18 protein-coding genes are annotated in these 17,386 nt (G+C 64.1%); 4 read left to right on the top strand and 14 right to left on the bottom strand.

Annotated features, from left to right (window positions below; translation table 11 throughout):
- Nucleotide 1: 1 nt before the first annotated feature.
- The 10 genes from PJB24_RS04970 to PJB24_RS04925 are packed head-to-tail and all read right to left on the bottom strand — an operon-like array spanning nt 2 to nt 8,675.
- On the bottom strand, nt 2-1,462 hold the full coding sequence (locus PJB24_RS04970) for a complex I subunit 4 family protein (protein WP_273843336.1): 1,461 nt from the start codon (nt 1,460-1,462) through the stop codon (nt 2-4).
- A complete protein-coding gene (nuoL, locus tag PJB24_RS04965) occupies nt 1,459-3,444 on the bottom strand; it encodes an NADH-quinone oxidoreductase subunit L (protein ID WP_273843335.1) in 1,986 nt (661 codons plus the stop codon). The genes PJB24_RS04970 and nuoL overlap by 4 nt, the downstream gene beginning before the upstream one ends.
- 16 nt (nt 3,445-3,460) lie before the next feature.
- On the bottom strand, nt 3,461-3,781 hold the full coding sequence (nuoK, locus tag PJB24_RS04960; RefSeq protein WP_273843333.1) for an NADH-quinone oxidoreductase subunit NuoK: 321 nt from the start codon (nt 3,779-3,781) through the stop codon (nt 3,461-3,463).
- Nucleotides 3,774-4,307 carry an NADH-quinone oxidoreductase subunit J family protein gene (locus tag PJB24_RS04955; RefSeq protein ID WP_273843332.1) on the bottom strand — a complete coding sequence of 178 codons (534 nt, stop codon included), beginning with the start codon at nt 4,305-4,307 and terminating at the stop codon, nt 3,774-3,776. Before PJB24_RS04955 ends, nuoK begins: the two co-directional genes overlap by 8 nt.
- Entirely contained in the window at nt 4,304-4,822 is a 519-nt protein-coding gene (locus PJB24_RS04950; RefSeq protein WP_273843330.1) for a NuoI/complex I 23 kDa subunit family protein, read from the bottom strand. Before PJB24_RS04950 ends, PJB24_RS04955 begins: the two co-directional genes overlap by 4 nt.
- 15 nt (nt 4,823-4,837) lie before the next feature.
- Entirely contained in the window at nt 4,838-5,842 is a 1,005-nt protein-coding gene (gene nuoH, locus PJB24_RS04945) for an NADH-quinone oxidoreductase subunit NuoH (protein ID WP_273843329.1), read from the bottom strand.
- Between the two features lies 1 nt (nt 5,843).
- Nucleotides 5,844-7,037, bottom strand: coding sequence for an NADH-quinone oxidoreductase subunit D (locus PJB24_RS04940; RefSeq protein ID WP_273843327.1), 1,194 nt, complete (start codon nt 7,035-7,037; stop codon nt 5,844-5,846).
- Nucleotides 7,034-7,525, bottom strand: coding sequence for an NADH-quinone oxidoreductase subunit C (locus tag PJB24_RS04935; RefSeq protein ID WP_273843326.1), 492 nt, complete (start codon nt 7,523-7,525; stop codon nt 7,034-7,036). The genes PJB24_RS04940 and PJB24_RS04935 overlap by 4 nt, the downstream gene beginning before the upstream one ends.
- Before the next feature lie 2 nt (nt 7,526-7,527).
- Complete coding sequence (locus PJB24_RS15835; RefSeq protein WP_337959005.1) at nt 7,528-8,286, bottom strand: NADH-quinone oxidoreductase subunit B; 759 nt, start codon at nt 8,284-8,286, stop codon at nt 7,528-7,530.
- Nucleotides 8,286-8,675, bottom strand: a complete 390-nt coding sequence (locus PJB24_RS04925) for an NADH-quinone oxidoreductase subunit A (protein WP_273843324.1) — start codon at nt 8,673-8,675, stop codon at nt 8,286-8,288. The genes PJB24_RS15835 and PJB24_RS04925 overlap by 1 nt, the downstream gene beginning before the upstream one ends.
- Nucleotides 8,676-8,905: 230 nt before the next feature.
- Between PJB24_RS04925 and PJB24_RS04920 the strand changes: the two genes are divergently transcribed.
- The 4 genes from PJB24_RS04920 to ccmA all read left to right on the top strand — a co-directional run bounded on the left by PJB24_RS04920 (nt 8,906) and on the right by ccmA (nt 12,814).
- Nucleotides 8,906-9,544, top strand: a complete 639-nt coding sequence (locus tag PJB24_RS04920) for a response regulator transcription factor (RefSeq protein ID WP_273843322.1) — start codon at nt 8,906-8,908, stop codon at nt 9,542-9,544.
- 120 nt (nt 9,545-9,664) lie between these two features.
- Nucleotides 9,665-9,994: a lactococcin 972 family bacteriocin gene (locus PJB24_RS04915; protein WP_273843320.1), complete on the top strand. Its 330-nt coding sequence runs from the start codon at nt 9,665-9,667 to the stop codon at nt 9,992-9,994.
- A 70-nt stretch (nt 9,995-10,064) separates the two neighbouring features.
- Entirely contained in the window at nt 10,065-12,176 is a 2,112-nt protein-coding gene (locus PJB24_RS04910; protein WP_273843317.1) for a hypothetical protein, read from the top strand.
- An 8-nt stretch (nt 12,177-12,184) separates the two neighbouring features.
- Nucleotides 12,185-12,814, top strand: a complete 630-nt coding sequence (gene ccmA / locus PJB24_RS04905; RefSeq protein WP_273843315.1) for a heme ABC exporter ATP-binding protein CcmA — start codon at nt 12,185-12,187, stop codon at nt 12,812-12,814.
- A gap of 6 nt (nt 12,815-12,820) precedes the next feature.
- On the opposite strand, the gene PJB24_RS04900 is transcribed toward ccmA, so the two are convergent.
- From PJB24_RS04900 to atpD, 4 genes are all read right to left on the bottom strand, one after another.
- Nucleotides 12,821-13,978 carry a M20 family metallopeptidase gene (locus tag PJB24_RS04900; RefSeq protein WP_273843312.1) on the bottom strand — a complete coding sequence of 386 codons (1,158 nt, stop codon included), beginning with the start codon at nt 13,976-13,978 and terminating at the stop codon, nt 12,821-12,823.
- Between the two features lie 77 nt (nt 13,979-14,055).
- Nucleotides 14,056-15,345 (bottom strand): UDP-N-acetylglucosamine 1-carboxyvinyltransferase, encoded by a 1,290-nt coding sequence (murA, locus tag PJB24_RS04895; protein ID WP_273843310.1) that lies wholly within the window; start codon nt 15,343-15,345, stop codon nt 14,056-14,058.
- A gap of 46 nt (nt 15,346-15,391) precedes the next feature.
- On the bottom strand, nt 15,392-15,847 hold the full coding sequence (gene atpC / locus PJB24_RS04890) for an ATP synthase F1 subunit epsilon (protein WP_273843309.1): 456 nt from the start codon (nt 15,845-15,847) through the stop codon (nt 15,392-15,394).
- Nucleotides 15,848-17,365, bottom strand: coding sequence for a F0F1 ATP synthase subunit beta (gene atpD, locus PJB24_RS04885; protein WP_273843307.1), 1,518 nt, complete (start codon nt 17,363-17,365; stop codon nt 15,848-15,850).
- Between the last annotated feature and the right edge of the window lie 21 nt (nt 17,366-17,386).

Raw genomic sequence — 17,386 nt, 5'->3', positions numbered from 1 at the left:
GCTAGCCACCTCCTATGACAGTCAGCACGCTCTGGACCGCATGGTGCTGAACCACGACCAGAAGTCCTGGGAAGAACCCGAGCAGCACCAGCAACGCGACCAGCGGGAATATCGCCGTCATCTCGAGCGGCGTGGCGTCCTGTATCGCCTCGTACGCCGGGTTCTTTATGGGGCCGAAGATCACCCGCGCGAGCATGTACAGGAAGTAGAAGGCGCCCGTAATGATCCCCAGCGCGGCCAGTATCCCCTGCACGGGATGAGCATCGTAGCCACCGAGCAGCGTCATGAACTCCGAGGAGAAAACCGCGAGCCCCGGCAGCCCCATCGCCGCCAGGGAACCCACGGCGAAGAGCGAGGCAGCCCACGGCATCCTCCCGACCAGCCCGCCGAGCTCGGGGATCTTGCGGGTGCCGGTGCGCGCCTGGAAGATCCCCACCACCAAGAACAGAAGCGCCGAGTAAAGCCCGTGGGTGAACTGCTGCAGCACCGCCCCGTTGTATCCCACGGCGTTCACCGCGGAGGCCCCGAGCAGGATGAACCCGAGCGTCGCCAGCGAAGAGTAGGACACCAGCGCCTTCAGATCCTGCTGCATGAACCCCACGAACGCCCCGTAGAGGATGTTTATCACCGCCAGGATCGCGATGTACGGCAAAAACGGATGCACCCCCTGCGGCAGGAGCGGGATCGCGACCCGCAAAAGCCCGTAGGTCCCGAGCTTCGGCAGCACCCCCGAGAGCAGCACGTTGGTCGAGGTCGGGCTGGAGAGGTAGACGTCGAGGAGCCACCCGTGCAGCGGCACGGCCGGCACCTTGATCAGGAGCCCGAGCACTATCGGGGCGGCGACCGCCACCTGGGCCACGCGCGAGAGTCCCCCTCCACCTTCGAGGGCCGAGAACGAGAAGCTCCCGGCCAGGATGCCGAACGCCAGGAAACCGGCGAGCATTATCGTGCTCCCGAGGAACGTGTAGAGGAAGAACTTTATCGCCGCTGCCCTCCGGTTTTCGTCCCCCCACGCTCCCACCAGCAGGTACATCGGGAGCAGCGTCAGCTCGAAGAACACGTAGAAGAGAACGAGATCCTGCGCGGCGAAGACCCCGAGCATCCCCACCTCGGCGACGAACAGCAGCGCGAAGTACTGCCTCAGGTTGCGGCGCACGTCCCACGCCGCCACCACCGCGATGAGCGTGAGCAGCGCCGTCAGCAGGAACATCCCGAACCCTATGCCGTCGAGCCCGACCCGGTAGCCGATGTTCAAAGCGGAGACCCAGGTGGTGTCCTGGGTGAGAGCCGGCGCCCCCAGATCTTGCCGGTAGACGAAGTAGATGTAGAGCGTGAGCGCGAGCGGGACGGCCGCGACCGCGGCCGCGATGGCGCGCACCCTCCTCTCCTCGAACTCCTCCGGCAAAAGCAGCATCAACAGGGCGCCGAGCAGCGGGATGAATATCGTTACCGTCGTGATCACAGCCTGGACCCCACCGCAGCAGCCGCCAGCCCGAACGCCACGAGCACGATGACGGCGATAAAAGAGTACTGCGCGCTCGCGACCACCGCCACCACGAAAGCACCGAAGAGTATGAAGAGCGCGTAGTTCTGGGCCCCGCCGGTCTGAAGCGAGCGTAGCTTCTCGCCAGCCCATCCCGCGCCCCTGCCAAAGCCGCCCACCAAGCCACCAACCTCCCGCAGATCGAAGTCACGCACCGCCCGCCCGAGCGCCTTGGCCGGACGGACGAAGAGCCTGTCGTAACAGAGGTCGAAGTACCAACCGTTGAGGAGGAAGTCGTGCACCACCGGCAACCTCCTCCCGAGCGCCTCGGCCCACTGAGGCCGCGCCAGCACGAACACGTACGCGAGGAACAGCCCGATGAGCGCGAAGAGAACCGAGATGCCCGCCAGCACGAAGCTGAACAGCCCCGGGGTCGCGTGCGTCACGCTCTGCACGAACCTGTCGGGACGCACGAAGTCCCCGAAGACGTCCTTCACGGGCAGCCCGAACCCCCTGGGGATGCCGACCCAGCCGGCGACGACCGACAGAAAAGCCAGTATCACGACCGGCACGCGCATTATCACGGGGACCTCGCTCGCCTTGCGCGCATCCTCGCTGCGCGGCTCACCGTGGAAGCAGATGAAGATCCCCCGGAAGATGTAGAACGCGGTCAGCCCCACGGTCAGGAGGGCAAGGGCGAAGAGCACGTAGTGACCTTCCTCGTAGGCCGAGGCGATCACCGCGTCCTTGCTCCAGAAACCGCTGAACGGGAAGACCCCGGCGAGCGCGAGCCCGGCTACGACGAAAGCCCAGTAGGTGACCGGCATCCTGCTCTTCAGCCCGCCCATCACCCGCATGTCCGAGCTGCCAGCCACGGCGTACCCCAGGTTCGCCGCGAGCAGGAACAGGAGCGACTTGAAGAGCGCGTGGGTGTAGATGTGGAAGACCCCGGCCGTGAAGGCCCCGACGCCGAGCCCGAGCATCACGTACCCGAACTGCGAGATCGTCGAGTAAGCGATTATCTGCTTTATATCCTTCTGCACCAGCGCCATCGTCGCTGCCATGAACGCGGTGAACGCCCCGACTATCGCGACGACCTCCATCGCCGTCGGGCTCTGGACGAAGATGTCGTAGGTGCGCGAGATCACGTAGACGCCGGTGACTATCATCGCCGCCGCGTGGATCAGGGCCGAGAGCGGGGTCGGGCCCTGCATGGCGTTCGAGAGCCACACGTGCAGCGGGAACTGCGCACTCTTGCCCGTCGCCCCGAGCAGAACCAGGAGAAGACCGATGGTGAGCGCCGTCTGCCCGATGATCCCGGCCTTCGCCGCCTCGGCTATCCCGGAGAAGGAGGTCGTCCCCGTCTCGCGCCAGAAGACCATGATCCCGATAAAGAGCGCCGCGTCGGCCACCCGGTTGACGATGAAAGCCTTCTGCGCCGCGTAGGTAGCCGCCGGACGCTCGAAGTAGAAGCCGTGGATCAGATAAGAGGTCCCGCCGACGAGCTCCCAGAAGAAGTACGCCTGGATGAAGTTCGGGGAGACGACGAGCCCGAGCATCGAGCCGGTGAAGATGCTCACCACCGCGTAGTACCAGGCGAACCGGGGATGCCCCGCCATATACCCGCCGGAGAAGAGCTGCACCATCAGGCTCACGAAGCACACGATCACGAGCATGACCGCCGTCCAGTGCCCGATCTGCACGCCCATCGGGAACGTCGCATCCTCCCCGAGCCCTATCCAGGGCACAGAGAAAGAGATCTGACCCCCGCTCGCGGGCAGCACCCCGGCGACCCACAGAAGCGCGAAGATGGAGAACACGAGCGAGATCGTGACGGCAAGTATCGAGACGTACTGGGCGTTCTCCTTCAGGCGCCGCCCGAGGAAGACGCACGCGAGAAAGGACATGAAAGGCAGCCCGACTATGGCCGCGATGATGAGCTGCGATCCCGCCGTGTTCAACTCTTCCGCTTCCTCCCTAGCCCTTCATCGAGTCGATCTCGTCTATGTTGACCGTCCTGCGCGTCCTGAAGACCGCGATCACTATGGCGAGCCCGACGGCAACCTCGGCGGCGGCTATGGCGATCACGACGACAGCATAGCCGCTGCCGGCACCGTGCGCCTTCGGCAGGTAGTCAGAGAAGGCCACCAGCGTGAGGTTGACCGCGTTTATCATCAGCTCGACGCACATGAACACGACGACCGCGTTGCGCCGGATGGTCACCCCCCACGCCCCGAGGGCGAACATGAGCGCAGCGACTATCAGGTAGGCCTGAAGCGGTATCACGCCCTCACTCACCCCCTCTCTCCGTCGGCTGCTCGGGCCTGCGGCGGCTTATCACTATCGCGGCGACGGTGGCCACGAGGAGCAGCACCGAAGACCCCTCGAACAGAAGCCCGAAGATCTGCGGCGCCCCGCCGGTGCCGACCAGTATCCTGCCGAGCTGGGCGACCAGCCGGGGCCCGTGGCCCGGCGAGGTCCCACCCCAGTCCTGCTCCAGGAAGACGTAGATGAGGATGGCCGCGATCCCAGCCGCCACCACGAAACCTCCCCACACCTGCCGGTTGAGGATCACCCGGAAGCGCCTGGCCTGCGGCTTCTGGGTGAACATGATCCCGAAGAGGATGACCACCGTGACCGCCCCGACGTAGATGAGCACCTGCAACGCGGCGAGCGCCGGCGAGTGAAGCATCACGTAGAACCCGGCCACGCCCAGAAAGGCCCCGGCCATGAACAGCGCCGAGTGGACGACGCTGCGGCTGATGACGACCCCGAAAGCCGAGAGCAGCGTCATGCAGGCCAGAACCACGAATACCGCTATCAAGCCGCCTCTTCCTCCTTGCCGGCGGCCTTCTTCTTCGCCGCGGCCTTCCCCTTAGATCCTCCCCGAACCGGCCGCTTCTTCTTAACCTGCGGCTTGGGATCCACCGTCGGGTCGACCGGCCGCTCTCCGAACTGCCGGGCGAGCTCGAGCCGGCTGTAGGCCTGCACCTCGAACTCCTCGGTGTGGTAGATGCAGTTGACCGGACACACCTCGACGCACAGCGAGCAGTACATGCACCGCGAGTCGTCGATCATGAACCCCACGGCGAACGGCTTGGGTTTACCCGAACCGTCGAAGTCACGCTTGGTCTGGTCGATCGAGATGCAGTGGTCCGGGCAGATCCTCATGCACTGCAGGCAGGCGATGCACCGGTCCATGTCCACCGTGAGCATCCCGCGCGAGCGCTCGGGCATCTGGCGCTTGTACTCGGGATACTGACGGGTGATCTTCTTCGAGAGGAGGTGCTTGAGGGTTATCCCCATCCCCTTCAGTGTTCCCTGTCCGATCTGTGGCATCGCCAACGACCTCCTCTAACCGACTATCAGCGTCCCCGCGGCGGTGACCAGAAGCCACACCAGCGAGAGCGGTACCAGAACCTTCCAGCCGAGATCCATCAGCTGGTCCATCCGGAAGCGGGGCACGCTCCAGCGGACCCACTGCAGCGTGAACATGACCAGCGCCGCCTTGAGACTGAACCAGATCCAGTCGAAGTTCCCCAAGTCCAGGAACTCGAACGGCGGCTGCCACCCACCGAGGAAGAGCGTCACCGTGATCGCGGACATCAGCCCCATCGAGGCGAACTCGGAGGCCTGGATCATGGCCCACGTCATCCCAGAGTACTCTATCTGGTAGCCGCCCACGATCTCGCTCTCCCCTTCCGGCAGGTCGAAGGGTACCCGCTTGACCTCCGCGATCGAAGCGATGTAGAAGACCGCGAACATCGGCAGCTGCGACCAGATGTACCAGTGCCAGAATCCTCCGGCCTGTTTGTCTACCACGTCGGAGAGCGAGAGGCTGCCGGTGAGGATTATCGTCCCGAGCAGGCTGAGGATGAGCGGCACCTCGTAGGAGATCATCTGCGCCGCGCCCCGCAGGGCTCCGAGCAGCGAGAAGTTGGAGTGGCTCCCGTAACCGGCCATTATGACCCCGAGGGCCCCGATGGAGGTGGTCGAGACCACGAACAGAAGCCCTATGTTCAGGTTCGTGACCACCGCCTTCGGCGCGAAGGGGACCACCATCCAGATCACCGCGGCCGGGATGAACATGGCTATCGGTGCGGCGAGGAACACCCAGCGATCCGCCCTCCCGGGCGCGACGTTCTCCTTGACGAACAGCTTTATGACGTCCGCCGCCGGCTGCAGGATTCCCCGGAACCCCGTGCGGTTGGGCCCGTAGCGGAGCTGTATGTAACCCGCCACCTTGCGCTCGGCGAGCGTGAGGATCGCGGCGGTGTTGAGCGTGAGCACGATGATCACGAGGAACGAGATGATGAACCGCCAGGGCTCCTGATCGAGCGCGTTCACGAAGGCGCCCATCCTACTTGTCCCATCCCCCGGAGACCGGGTCGATGAGCCCCATTATCGGCATGATGTCCGGCAGATAGTGACCCGGCACGATCTCCTGCAGCATCTGCATGTTGACGAAGCTCGGGTCGCGGTAGTGCACCCGGTAGGGCACGTCGGTGCCGTCGGAGACGACGTGCACGGCGAACTCCCCACGCGGACTTTCCACCCGCCCGAAGCCCTCGCCCTCCGGCGGCCTGAGCCTCCGCCCGAGGTCGGCCATGACCTCCCCCTCGGGCATCTTCTCGAGAACCTGCTTGATGATCCTCATGCTCTGGTAGCACTCCCTGACCCGCACCCGGTATGAGGCCTCGACGTCCCCGGCCTCGTCCGTCACGACGTCGAACTCGACGTTCGGATACCAGCTGTAGGGATAGTCGCGCCGTACGTCGAAATCGACTCCGGTGCACCGCAGGGGCGGACCGGTGAGCCCGATCTCGAGCGCCTTCTGCGGCGTGATCTTGCCCACCCCCCTCGTGCGGGCGACGAAGATCTCGTTCCCCTCTATCAGGTCTATGAAGTCGCGCTTGAAGCTCGCCTCGAGGCTCTCGATGTAGTTCCAGATCCTCTCTTCCATCCCCTCGGGGAGATCTGCCTTCACACCCCCGATGCGGATGTAGTGGAACATCATCCGGGCCCCGGTTATCGCCTCGAAGATATCCTGTATGCGCTCCCGCTCGCGGAAGCCGTAGAGGATCGGGGTGAATGCCCCGAGCTCCAGAAGCAAAAAGCCTATCGAAGGGATGTGGCTCGCGAGCCGCATCAGCTCGCTCATGAGGACCCTTATCGCCTCGGCCCGCGGGGGGACCTCGACGTCCATGAGATCCTCCACCGCCATGCAGTAACCGTGCTCGTTGTGGATGTTGGCCAGATAATCCAGCCGGTCGGTGAGCGGGATGACCGCCGGGTAGAGCCTGTTCTCGGCTATCTTCTCCTGGCAGCGGTGCAGATAGCCCATCACCGGGTCACACCGCACTATGGTCTCCCCGTCGAGCTCGAGTATGAGCCGCAAGAGCCCGTGCATCGAGGGATGCTGAGGCCCCATGTTCATGTCCATCGTCTCGAGCCCGAACTCGTCCCTGATGTCCGGCCGGACGAGCCTGTCGCTCATCCTCCCGCTCAGGGTTACGGTCTCGGTGTGGCGTCTCTCCTCTTCCCTAAGCATCATCTCAACCCTTCGAACGTGCGCTTGGTGCTTATCTCGAAGCTCTTCAGCAGCGGGTGGTGATCGAAATGATCCTGCCAGGTGTAGACCCTCCTCAGGTCCGGGTGCCCTCTGAAGGCTATCCCGAACATGTCGTAGGCCTCCCGCTCGTGCCAGTTGGCGGTGGGATAGATGCCGGTGACGCTCTCCATGACCGGCTCTTCGTCTTCGAGCGTGGTCCTGACCTGAACGCGTCCTCCGCGCAAATCGAGGAGCTCGTAGGTGAGATCGAAGTGCCCCCGACGGTCCACGACCGTGATGAACGACAGGTGCATTATCCCCAATGCCTCCCGCGCCACCGTGAGCACCCGCGGAACCGCGCCGGGCTCGACCACGACCCTGACCAGGTTCCCCTCGAGTCCAGCCTCATCGAGCTCTACGTGCTCCCGAAAACCTTCCAGATAGCGCTCGAGCCTCTCCCGCAGATCGCCCTCCGGCAGACGTACGGTCATCTTCAGGACTCCTCCCCGTCACCAGCCGGCGCATCCTTCTGCTGTTCCGCCGCTTTGCGCGCCTTCTCCTGCGCCCGGAGCTTCTTCTTCACCTCAGGAGGGATCCAGCCGACGTCCGTCATGCTCTTCGGCGGCATCCCCTTGCGCTCGAAGACGTAGGTGCGCTTGAGCGGCCTTATCCCGGGAAGCCGCGCCGCCTTGCCTTCGCTGATGTTCCTGTACTCGCGCTCGGGGAGGTACTCCATGACGTTGCCCTCTTCGTCCACCAGCGCCGGACGCGGTTTCCTCTCGTAGCCCACCTGACGCTCGCGCTCTATCTTCTTCTGCAGCGTCATGATCCCGAAGATGAGCGCCTCGGGCCGCGGCGGGCACCCCGGAACGTACACGTCCACCGGGATCACCCGGTCCGCCCCCATCAGGACCGAATAGCCCTCCAGAAAAGGCCCGCCGCTTATCGCGCAGGCACCCATCGCTATCACCCACTTGGGCTCGGCCATCTGCTCGTAGAGCCTCGTCATCCGCTCGGCCATCTTGGTCGAGACGGTGCCCGAGACGATCATCACGTCAGCCTGCCGCGGAGACGCCACGAAGAACCCGGCCCCGAAGCGGTCGAGGTCGTTGTGCGCCATCCCCGTGGACATCATCTCTATCGCACAACAGGCGAGCCCGAACTGGAGCGGCCACAGCGAGTTCTTGCGCGCCCAGTTGAAGAGCCTGTCGGTCGTAGTAGTCAGGATGTTGGGTTCCTCGAACTGCTGCATCACACCCACTTGAGGGCCCCCTTCTTCCAGGCGTACACCAGCCCGGCGGCAAGGATAACCACGAACACGACCATCTCCACGAACCCGTAGAGGCCCAGCGTCCGGTAGATCACCGCCCACGGATACAGAAACGCCGTCTCGACGTCGAAGATCAGAAAGAGCAGCGCGAAGACGTAGTAGCGCACCGGAAACGGCCTCCACGGGTCCGTCACGCTCAACTCACCCGTCTCGTAGACGTTGCTCTTCGCCTTCGAGCGTCGGCTGGGCGAGATGAGCCGCGCCGCCATCAGAACCACCGCCACGAAACCCGCCACCAGCAGCATGAACAGCCCCACGTACAGATACAGCGCCCCGTAGGACATCTGCTGCTGTACCAGCGCTAACGCCACACAACCCCTTTCTGCCCTCAGAACTGTCCTGAATATACCTGTGAAACAATCAACTTTCAAGTGGATACTAATCGTAGCAAAAGCTTAGTTTATGGATACTTTGGTTGCTTTCCGAGGATCTGAACGAACTGGACGAGCATCTGGCGGTAAGCCCCGGCTTCTTTCCTGTTTGAGTTGCCTCACAATTCTTGATAGGGTTCTTTTTTCTGTGATGCGTCGCAGCGGGGGAGATGACAGAGGGGGCGTCCAACACCTTCATCGTTGCAGACGGATGTCCGATGGTGCGCCGGGGAATGGCGGAGTTTCTAAAGAGGAGAGGCTTCGTCGAGATCACCGGTGAGGTCGTACTGCCGGATAAGGCCATGGAGGCGACCTCTAGGCTCAGGCCGGATGTTGTCTTCATAGATCCGATCTTCCCACACTTGGAAGGAGAGGTCTGGACATGGGGCGCGTGTACGGCTTTAAAGAGCTTACACCACGCTCCGTGCGTCATCGTCTACACCGCGCGCAATGGAGCTCTTGATGTCGCGGCTGCGCTTCTGGCCGGCGCAGATGGGTATCTGCACAAGAGCCTTGGCGAAGAGGAGCTTGAGGAGTCTATCGAGCAGATACTCTCTGGAGAGAGTGCCTGGCGGCTCGGACTGCCCCCCGACGAAGAGACAAAGCTACTGAGGGAGTCGATAAAGGTCCTCGGCCTCTCCAGACGGGAGCAGGAGGTGCTCCCCCTCATCCTCCGCCGCCTCACATGCAGGGAGATCGCCGAGCAACTGCACATACGGCCGCAATCCGCGCAGAACCACATCTCAAACATCCTGCGCAAGCTCGGCTACTCCAGCCGCAGCGACCTCTACAGGGCGTGGCGCACGTGAGCTTGCAACATCTTGTAGAGTAGAGAACCTACTCGAAAAAACAGTAGCTTCTCTACGATGCGCCCCCGGCTCCGTGGCAGCATGCTTATCTCTGTCAGGCGAGAAAGGAGGGACAGGCAGATGCAACGGATTCTCACCGCCAGACTCGGCGGCCGAGCGGGGTTGAAGCGTACGTTGCTTACGGTGGCTGCCACGACGATCCTGACGGTCATCGTGGCCGGGATAGCCTTCGCCCGCATAGACTATGTCGGAGGCGGCACCTGGAACCACGGCTATAACGACAGCAGCGTATGGTCGTACTACTATCATGGATCCAGATGCCACACGGCCTCGATCAAGAGCGGTAATGTGCTGGTCTCGCGCTCAAAGAGGCCCGCAGGATACTGGGCGAGGGCCTCATGGGAGAACACCTGGAGAGTGGAGAGCGCCTACTGGAACAACAGGTGTTAGACAATCTTCCCGCGCGGGGACGGTGCGAAGACCCCCGCGCCCTTTCTTTTCTCAGCGACGCAGGTGATGCATGCTGCCGCGCGGTGTAAAGTTCGCCCACGCCGCGGTGCTTCTCTTCGCCGCTTTGCTGGCCTTTCTGAGCCTGCGGGCGCTGGACGAGGGAGTCACCATCGGTGCCTCCTACGGTATCCTGGTCGAGGACTTCGGTGGCGGCGCGGCGAGCAGCACCCGCGCAATAGAAGAGGTCGAGTCCCTCGCCGACGAGCTCGACGTCAACGTGGCATACGAGGACCGAGATCTTCTACAGGGTCCCGGAAGTCGCCGGCGGCTCTATCTGGCGATCGGAGACCCCGATGATCCTTCCGGCTCGTGGCTGAAGAGAGGCTATCCTGAGTTCAGCCGAAGTCTCACCACAGAGGTGCACCCGATGCGTGAGTTGCGGGGGTTGGATCCGCGCGGCACCTACCTGGTGTTCGGTCCTCAAGATTCCGCGCGAGAGCTGCTTGCAACTTTCGAACGGCTCGGCTACAGGGTTACGCTCTTCTCCCAGCCCTCGCTCCTCGACCCCAACGCATATTTCGGGCAAAAGGGCGAGCTGGAGTCACTCCTCATCATGATCGTCGCGGTGGTGATGACGGTCGGGGCCAGCGTCGTCTTGAACGCCAAGACCTACGGGGTGCTGCGGTTGCAGGGGAGATCCTTCGCTCAGATCCTGGGGCGGGACATGGCACTGATAGCGGCGTTCTGGGTTCGAGCAGCCGCGCTCGCAGCGGCGGCCCTCTTCGTCTACAACGGTCTGAGTAGGCCGGCATACTTCGGGCTGTTCTTCGCGGTGTTCCTCGCCGCGCTTGCACTCCCGACGCTCGTCGCGCATGCCCTCGCGCTCGCCATCACCTACAGAACGAGGATCACCGACACGATCAAAGGCGAAACCTCCGGGACGCTGGCCATGCTCGCGACCTACAGCGTCCGTATCGTCGCCGCCCTGCTGACCCTCGCCGTCGCGATCTCAGCGCTCACCTCAGCGAGGGAGGTCGTAGTGCAGCAGGCCAGCAGAGAGGCCTTCGCGAGGATCGGCGACGCCTCCGTTCCAGTCCTGACCGGTGATCCGGCCGACCGCGAGGCTGAGAAGAGGTACGACCGGAAGATCGGCGCGTGGATTCACGGCGCAGAGAGCCGGGGCGAGGTGATAATCGCCATCCGCCCCGACGTGGAATCCATGACACCTCCCGGTGAACCCACCCTGGAGCGAGACATCCTTATCGTCAACGACGAGTACCTCGCCGGGCAGACCGTGCTGGACGCCTCGGGAAGGCGGCTGGCTGGCCCGCGGGAGGCCGGGACGAAGGCTCAGATCCTCGTGCCGGGATCGCTCCCCAGAGCCGAGAAAGACCGCCTCGCATCTTCTGTCGCCAGCTGGCTGAAGTCCGAGGCCGATCTCTACGGCGCGGAGCTGAACGACCGGGAGATCGAAACGCTCTCGACGAAGCCCGGCCAGCGTGTTTTTACCTACGGCTCGCGTCTGCCTTTCGGTGCCAACGACGAGCTCGCCGATGCTATGCTCTCGGACCCGGTGATAGTGATTATCCCGAAAGACTCAGACATCCTGGACGGCGGGTATCCCGGTTACGCGACGCAGGGCGGCGTGATCTTCAAAGACCCGCAGTACATAAAGCGTGCTATGTCCACCGGCGTAGGCGAGTTTCTGATCGAGGCTGAGCCCGTAGCCCGGCGGGCCGCCACCGAGTACTGGACCACCCTGCGCGAGTTCCGCCTCGCCCTCTTTAACACCACCGCGGCCCTCGCCGTCCTGCTGATCAGCGCGGCGAGCGCGGCGCTGATCTACCGCCGCAAAAACACCCAGTCCCTCTTCGTGAAGTACATCAACGGCTGGCCCTTCGCAAAAGCCCACCTCTCGCTGCTGATCCTCGAAGCCACCCTCGCACTGGCCCTCATAGGCTGGGTCCTCAAGACGACCGTAAGCCGCCTGCTGACCGAGCGGGAGCTCGCAGCCCAATACAGAGCCGAGGGCATCCCCCCTCCTCCGACTGAGGCCGTCCCACTCGCACAATGGCAGCCTGCGGTGATGCTCGCCGTGGTCGTGGCGGGCTTCTTGACGACCCTCCTGGTGCTCGCTCTCTCGCAGGGTGTGATGAGCCGCAGGCAGGCCATCGAAGAGTAAGGAGCGTGATGCTTACTGTAAGGAACCTCTCGAAGTCTTTTGGGAGCAGAGAGCTCTGGTCGGGCGTGAGCTTCGAGGTCGCAAGGGGCCAGATGCTCGCCCTCACCGGGCCGAGCGGGGCCGGCAAGAGCACACTGCTCAACTGCATCGGGCTTCTGGAGAAGGCCGACGGAGGTGAGATCCTCGTCGAAGGCACGGACATCACCCGCTTCGGCAGAAGGGCGCAGAGGCTCTTCCGGCGCGACACGCTCGGGTATCTCTTCCAGAACTACGCCCTTATCGAAAACGCGACGGTAAAGGAGAACCTCGACGCCGCCATAGCCTCCGGCTCTGCGCGGAGAAAACGCCGCCAGTACGCCGAGGCCCTGGAGAGAGTCGGGCTCTCGGGGAGGGAGGAAGAACCTATCTACCAGCTCAGCGGAGGAGAACAGCAACGCGTCGCTCTCGCTCGCCTGATCGTAAAGCGGGCTACGCTCATACTCGCCGACGAGCCGACGGGGGCCCTGGATGAGAAGAACGAGCGGATGGTCATGCAGATCCTGAAGGACCTGGCCGATGAGGGAGCATGCGTCGTCGTCACCACCCATCGCCGGAGCGTCCGCGAAGAGTGCGATTCCGTCCTTCAGGTCGGGAAATAACGACTCCTAGCGGACTGCGTGCCCGTTCTTGCCGACGATCTGAACGAACTGGACGAGCATCTGGCGGTAGGTCTCCAGAGAGCTGGAGACGACGTACTCGTTTGGACCGTGGTGACCGCCTCCAATCGGGCCGAACTCGACGCCGGGGACACCGGCGCGCTGGAAGTACACGATATCCGAAGCGCCGTGTCGTCCGACGCTGACCGGGTTGGCCCGGTAGTGGCGGGTGACGACCTCGCGCAGGGCGCGCACGAAGGGGTTGCGGCGAGACACGTAGGTGGGCTCGCGCGAGAAGAGTACCTCGACCCGGGCGGGGAGATCTATCGAGCGGATCTGGCGTACGATCTCCTGCGTGTCCTGCTCGGGGAGGTAGCGGATATCGAGGTCGTAGGTGCATCGGTCGGGGACGCGGTTTATCACGTCTCCGCCTATGATCCTGGCGAGATTTATACTCGGGTAGGGGAAGAGCTCGCTGCGCTCTCTGGTGAAAGGCAGCCCGGTCACCCTGCGGTAGTGTTCGGCGGCGAGCAGCACCGCGTTCTTGCCGAGCCAGGGCCTGGAGCCGTGCGCGCTCTTGCCGAAGAGAGTTATCCTGAGGTCCAGAACCCCTTTGGCCTGCGTCCCGATCCGGAAGTCCGTCGGCTCTCCGGTGATGATGAAGTCCCCTACGTGTCCGTTCTCGATCAGGATCTCCGCCCCGCTCGGTCCGCCGTAGTCCTTTTCTTCGTCGGGCACCACCAGGAGGTCGACAGTCGCGGGGCACCCCAGATCGTTCAGGTCCTCGAGGGCGTACATCATCGCGGCCAGAGCACCCTTCATGTCGTAGGTGCCCCGTCCGTGCAGCTCGCCACCCTTCTCGTAGGGCTCGAACTGCCTCTCCTCGGCCGGGACCACGTCCGCATGCCCGTGCAGCAGGATGTGGGGGCTCCCAGAGCCTATCCGCACGGCCAGAGAAGTCAACCCGCCGTCCGGCCCGGCCCCCGGGTACCGCATCGGTTCGAACCCCCGCGCCTCGAACCAGCCCCCGATGAACTCCATGACCGACTGGGCTCCCGCGGGTGAGTAGGAGCGGTACCGCACGAGCGTCTTCGTCAGCGCGAAGACCTCGGTACTTCTCAGCTCAACCGTCAGGAGCGCACCTCTCCGGTACAGGGCCGGGATCATCCGGCCATAAACCGACAGGAACCAGACTGTATTCTATATTGTCCTATGTTGTCCGTGTCCCGGGTGTCGCCCGCATCCTAGCGTATCGCCGGCGTATCGACGGTCTCGAACGAAACGCTGGCTCCCAAACAGGAGAGTTTCTCCTCGAACCTCTCGTAGCCGCGGAGGATGTGGTGCGCCCCCTCGACCACGGTCGTCCCGCTCGCCACGAGCCCCGCCATCACCAGCGCGGCCCCGCCGCGCAGCTCCGGAGCCTGCACCACCGTCCCCGAAAGTTGCCTGGGACCCCGCACCAGGGCCCGGTGCCCCCCGAAGAGGTCTATCGCTGCCCCCATGCGGTTGAGCTCCTCCGCCACCTGGAAGCGGTTCTCGAAGATATTCTCCGTTATGATGCCGACCCCGCTCACCTGGGTGAGGAGCACCATCATCTGCGCCTGATGATCGGTCGCGAACCCGGGGAAGGGCAGCGTCGAGATGTCCACGCTCGAGAGTTCGGCCGGGTCCCCGACCCGCACCCGCACGCCGGGCTTCCCCGGCTCGAAATCGAGCTCCGCACCCATCTCGCGCAGCTTCTCGAGCTCCATCTTGAGGTGTTCCGGAACGGCGTTTTTCACGTTCACGTCGCCGCCGGCGGCGGCCGCGGCCATGATGAAGGTCCCCGACTCTATCCTGTCGGGCATCACGGTGAACTCGACCGGATGGAGCTCCTCAACGCCCTCTATGACTATACGGCCGGTTCCGGCCCCCCTGATACGCGCCCCCATCGCGTTCAGGAAGCGTGCCAGCTCCACGACCTCCGGCTCGCGCGCCCCGTTCTCCACTATCGTCGTCCCGGAGGCCAGAACCGCCGCCATCATGATGTTCTCGGTCGCCGTGACGCTCGGGTAGTCGAAGAAGACCTCCGCCCCCCGCAGCCCGTGGGGAGCCGAGGCCTTGATGAAGCCGTGATCCAGCTCAACCTCAGCACCGAGCGTCTTGAGCCCGTCGAGGTGGAAGTTGAACTTCCTCAGCCCCAGGTTGCACCCGCCCGGGGCGGAGACCTCAGCCTGCCCGAAGCGGCTCACCAGCGGCCCCAGCACGACCAGGCTCGCCCTCATCTGGCGTACCAGTTCGTACGGGGCGGTGTAGGAGGTTATGCTCCCCCCGTATATCTCCAGCGTGCTACCGTAGAACTCGGAAGGTGCGCCGAGCTCGTCGAGCACGGCGCGCATCGTCTCCACGTCCCTTATGTGCGGAACGTTGTGCAGTACCGTTCGACCGGCGGCGAGCAGCGAGGCCGCCATCAGCTTCAGCGCCAGGTTCTTGGCACCGGAGACCTCGACCTCACCGTAAAGCCCGCCACCACCCTCGACCACGAACCTCTCCAAGATCGATCCTCCCCTTCCTAGAAGCGCGGTAGCCGGTACCCTGCGGCTACTGTTGCTGTCCGTGTCGGCGCGCCACCAGCACCAGGTTCTCCCCCACCTTCCGGCGGCGCTCCATCTCCCGCTCGATCCTCTCCCAGCCCGGCCGTTCGCGGTCCAGGCTCTCCAGAGATCTGCTGGCCTCCTCGATCCTGTGCTCCGCGGCCTCTACGTCTATGTCCTCGGGCCGCACCGCCTCCTCGACCAGTATCTGCACCAGGTTCTCAGACATCTTGAAGAACCCGTCGGAGACGGCGAAGACCTTGACCTCCTCTCCCTGCCTTATGCGCACCTCCCCGATCTCGACCGTCGAGATCGTCGGGGCATGGTTGGCCATGACACCGATGTCGCCGTCGGCGATGCGGGTTATGACGAGGTCGGCCGACTCGTCGAAGACGATCCTCTCGGGGGTTATGACCCGGCAGTAGAGCTGCCGGCTCTCCTCGCTGCGCTGCTCCTGCGTCACCTAGGCCGCCTCGCCCTCTTTCTCCCGCTCCTCGCCGCTTATCTTCCTGGCCTTCTCGATCGCCTCGTCGATCCCGCCGACCATGTAGAAGGCCTGCTCGGGGAGGTCGTCGTGCTTGCCCTCGACGACCTCCTTGAAGCTCTGCACGTTCTCCTCGAGCTCCACGAACTTGCCCTCCTGGCCGGTGAACTGCTCGGCGACGAACATCGGCTGCGAGAGGAACCGCTGCAGCCTCCGGGCCCGCCCCACGATCACCTTGTCTTCCTCGGAGAGCTCGTCGATACCCAGGATCGCGATGATGTCCTGCAGCTCCTTGTAACGCTGCAGGATGCTCTTCACCTGCTGCGCCACCTGGTAGTGCTCCTCGCCTACCACCGCCGGGTCGAGGATGGTCGAGGTCGAGGTCAGCGGGTCGACTGCCGGGTAGATCCCCTGCTCGGTGAGACTCCTGGTGAGCTCGACCGTGGAGTCGAGGTGGGCGAAGACCGTGAAGGGGGCGGGGTCGGTGTAGTCGTCGGCCGGGACGTAGACCGCCTGGAAGCTGGTTATCGCACCCTTCTTGGTCGAGGTGATCCTCTCCTGCAGGGCCCCCATCTCCGTTCCGAGGGTGGGCTGGTAGCCGACCTCGGAGGGCATACGGCCCATGAGCGTGGAGACCTCGTTGCCCGCCTGCGCGAAACGGAAGATGTTGTCCAGGAAGAAGAGGACGTCCTGCCCGAGTTCGTCCCGGAAGTACTCCGAGAGCGTGACGCCGGTGAGCCCGACCCTGAAGCGCGCGCCGGGCGGCTCGTTCATCTGGCCGAAGACGAGCGCGGTGTTCCCGAGAACACCGGCCTCCTGCATCTCCAGGTAGAGGTCGTTGCCCTCACGGGTGCGCTCCCCGACACCGGCGAAGACGCTCGTCCCCTCGTACTGGTAGGCGATGTTGTGGATGAGCTCCTGGATCAGAACCGTCTTCCCGACCCCGGCCCCGCCGAAGAGCCCGACCTTCCCGCCGCGCCTCACCGGGCACAGGAGGTCGACGACCTTGATGCCGGTGACGAACTGCTCGGCCTGGGTGGAGAGATCCTCGAAGCGCGGAGCGGGCCGGTGTATCGGCCAGCGATCCTCGGCACCATCGATGGGTCCTCCTTCGTCTACCGGCTCACCGAGCACGTTGAGCACCCGGCCCAGGACGGCCTTGCCCACCGGTACCGCGACCGGACGACCCGTGTCCCTGACCTCCACGCCGCGCTTCAGGCCGTCGGTGGGGCCCATCGCCACCGTACGCGCCACGTCGTCGCCGAGGAGCTGCTGTACCTCCAGCGTCAACGTGGTCTTCTCACCCTCTCCGGTGTCCATCTCCAGCGTGAGGGCGTTGTATATCTCGGGGATCTCATCCGGCGGGAACCTCACGTCCACCACCGGCCCCTTCACCTCTACGACCCGACCGACGCCGCCTTCCACGTGCCCGTCGGCGCCGTTGCGGCTCTGCTCACGCTTCTCCCTCTCGAGGGTATTCTTGCCGTCCTCGGTCATGAGATCACCCCTTCTCGCTAC

This window comes from Rubrobacter calidifluminis, assembly GCF_028617075.1.
Classification (GTDB): domain Bacteria; phylum Actinomycetota; class Rubrobacteria; order Rubrobacterales; family Rubrobacteraceae; genus Rubrobacter_E; species Rubrobacter_E calidifluminis.
The sequence above is the reverse complement of the archived record's forward strand: the minus strand, read 5'-3'. Positions and strand labels throughout refer to the sequence as shown.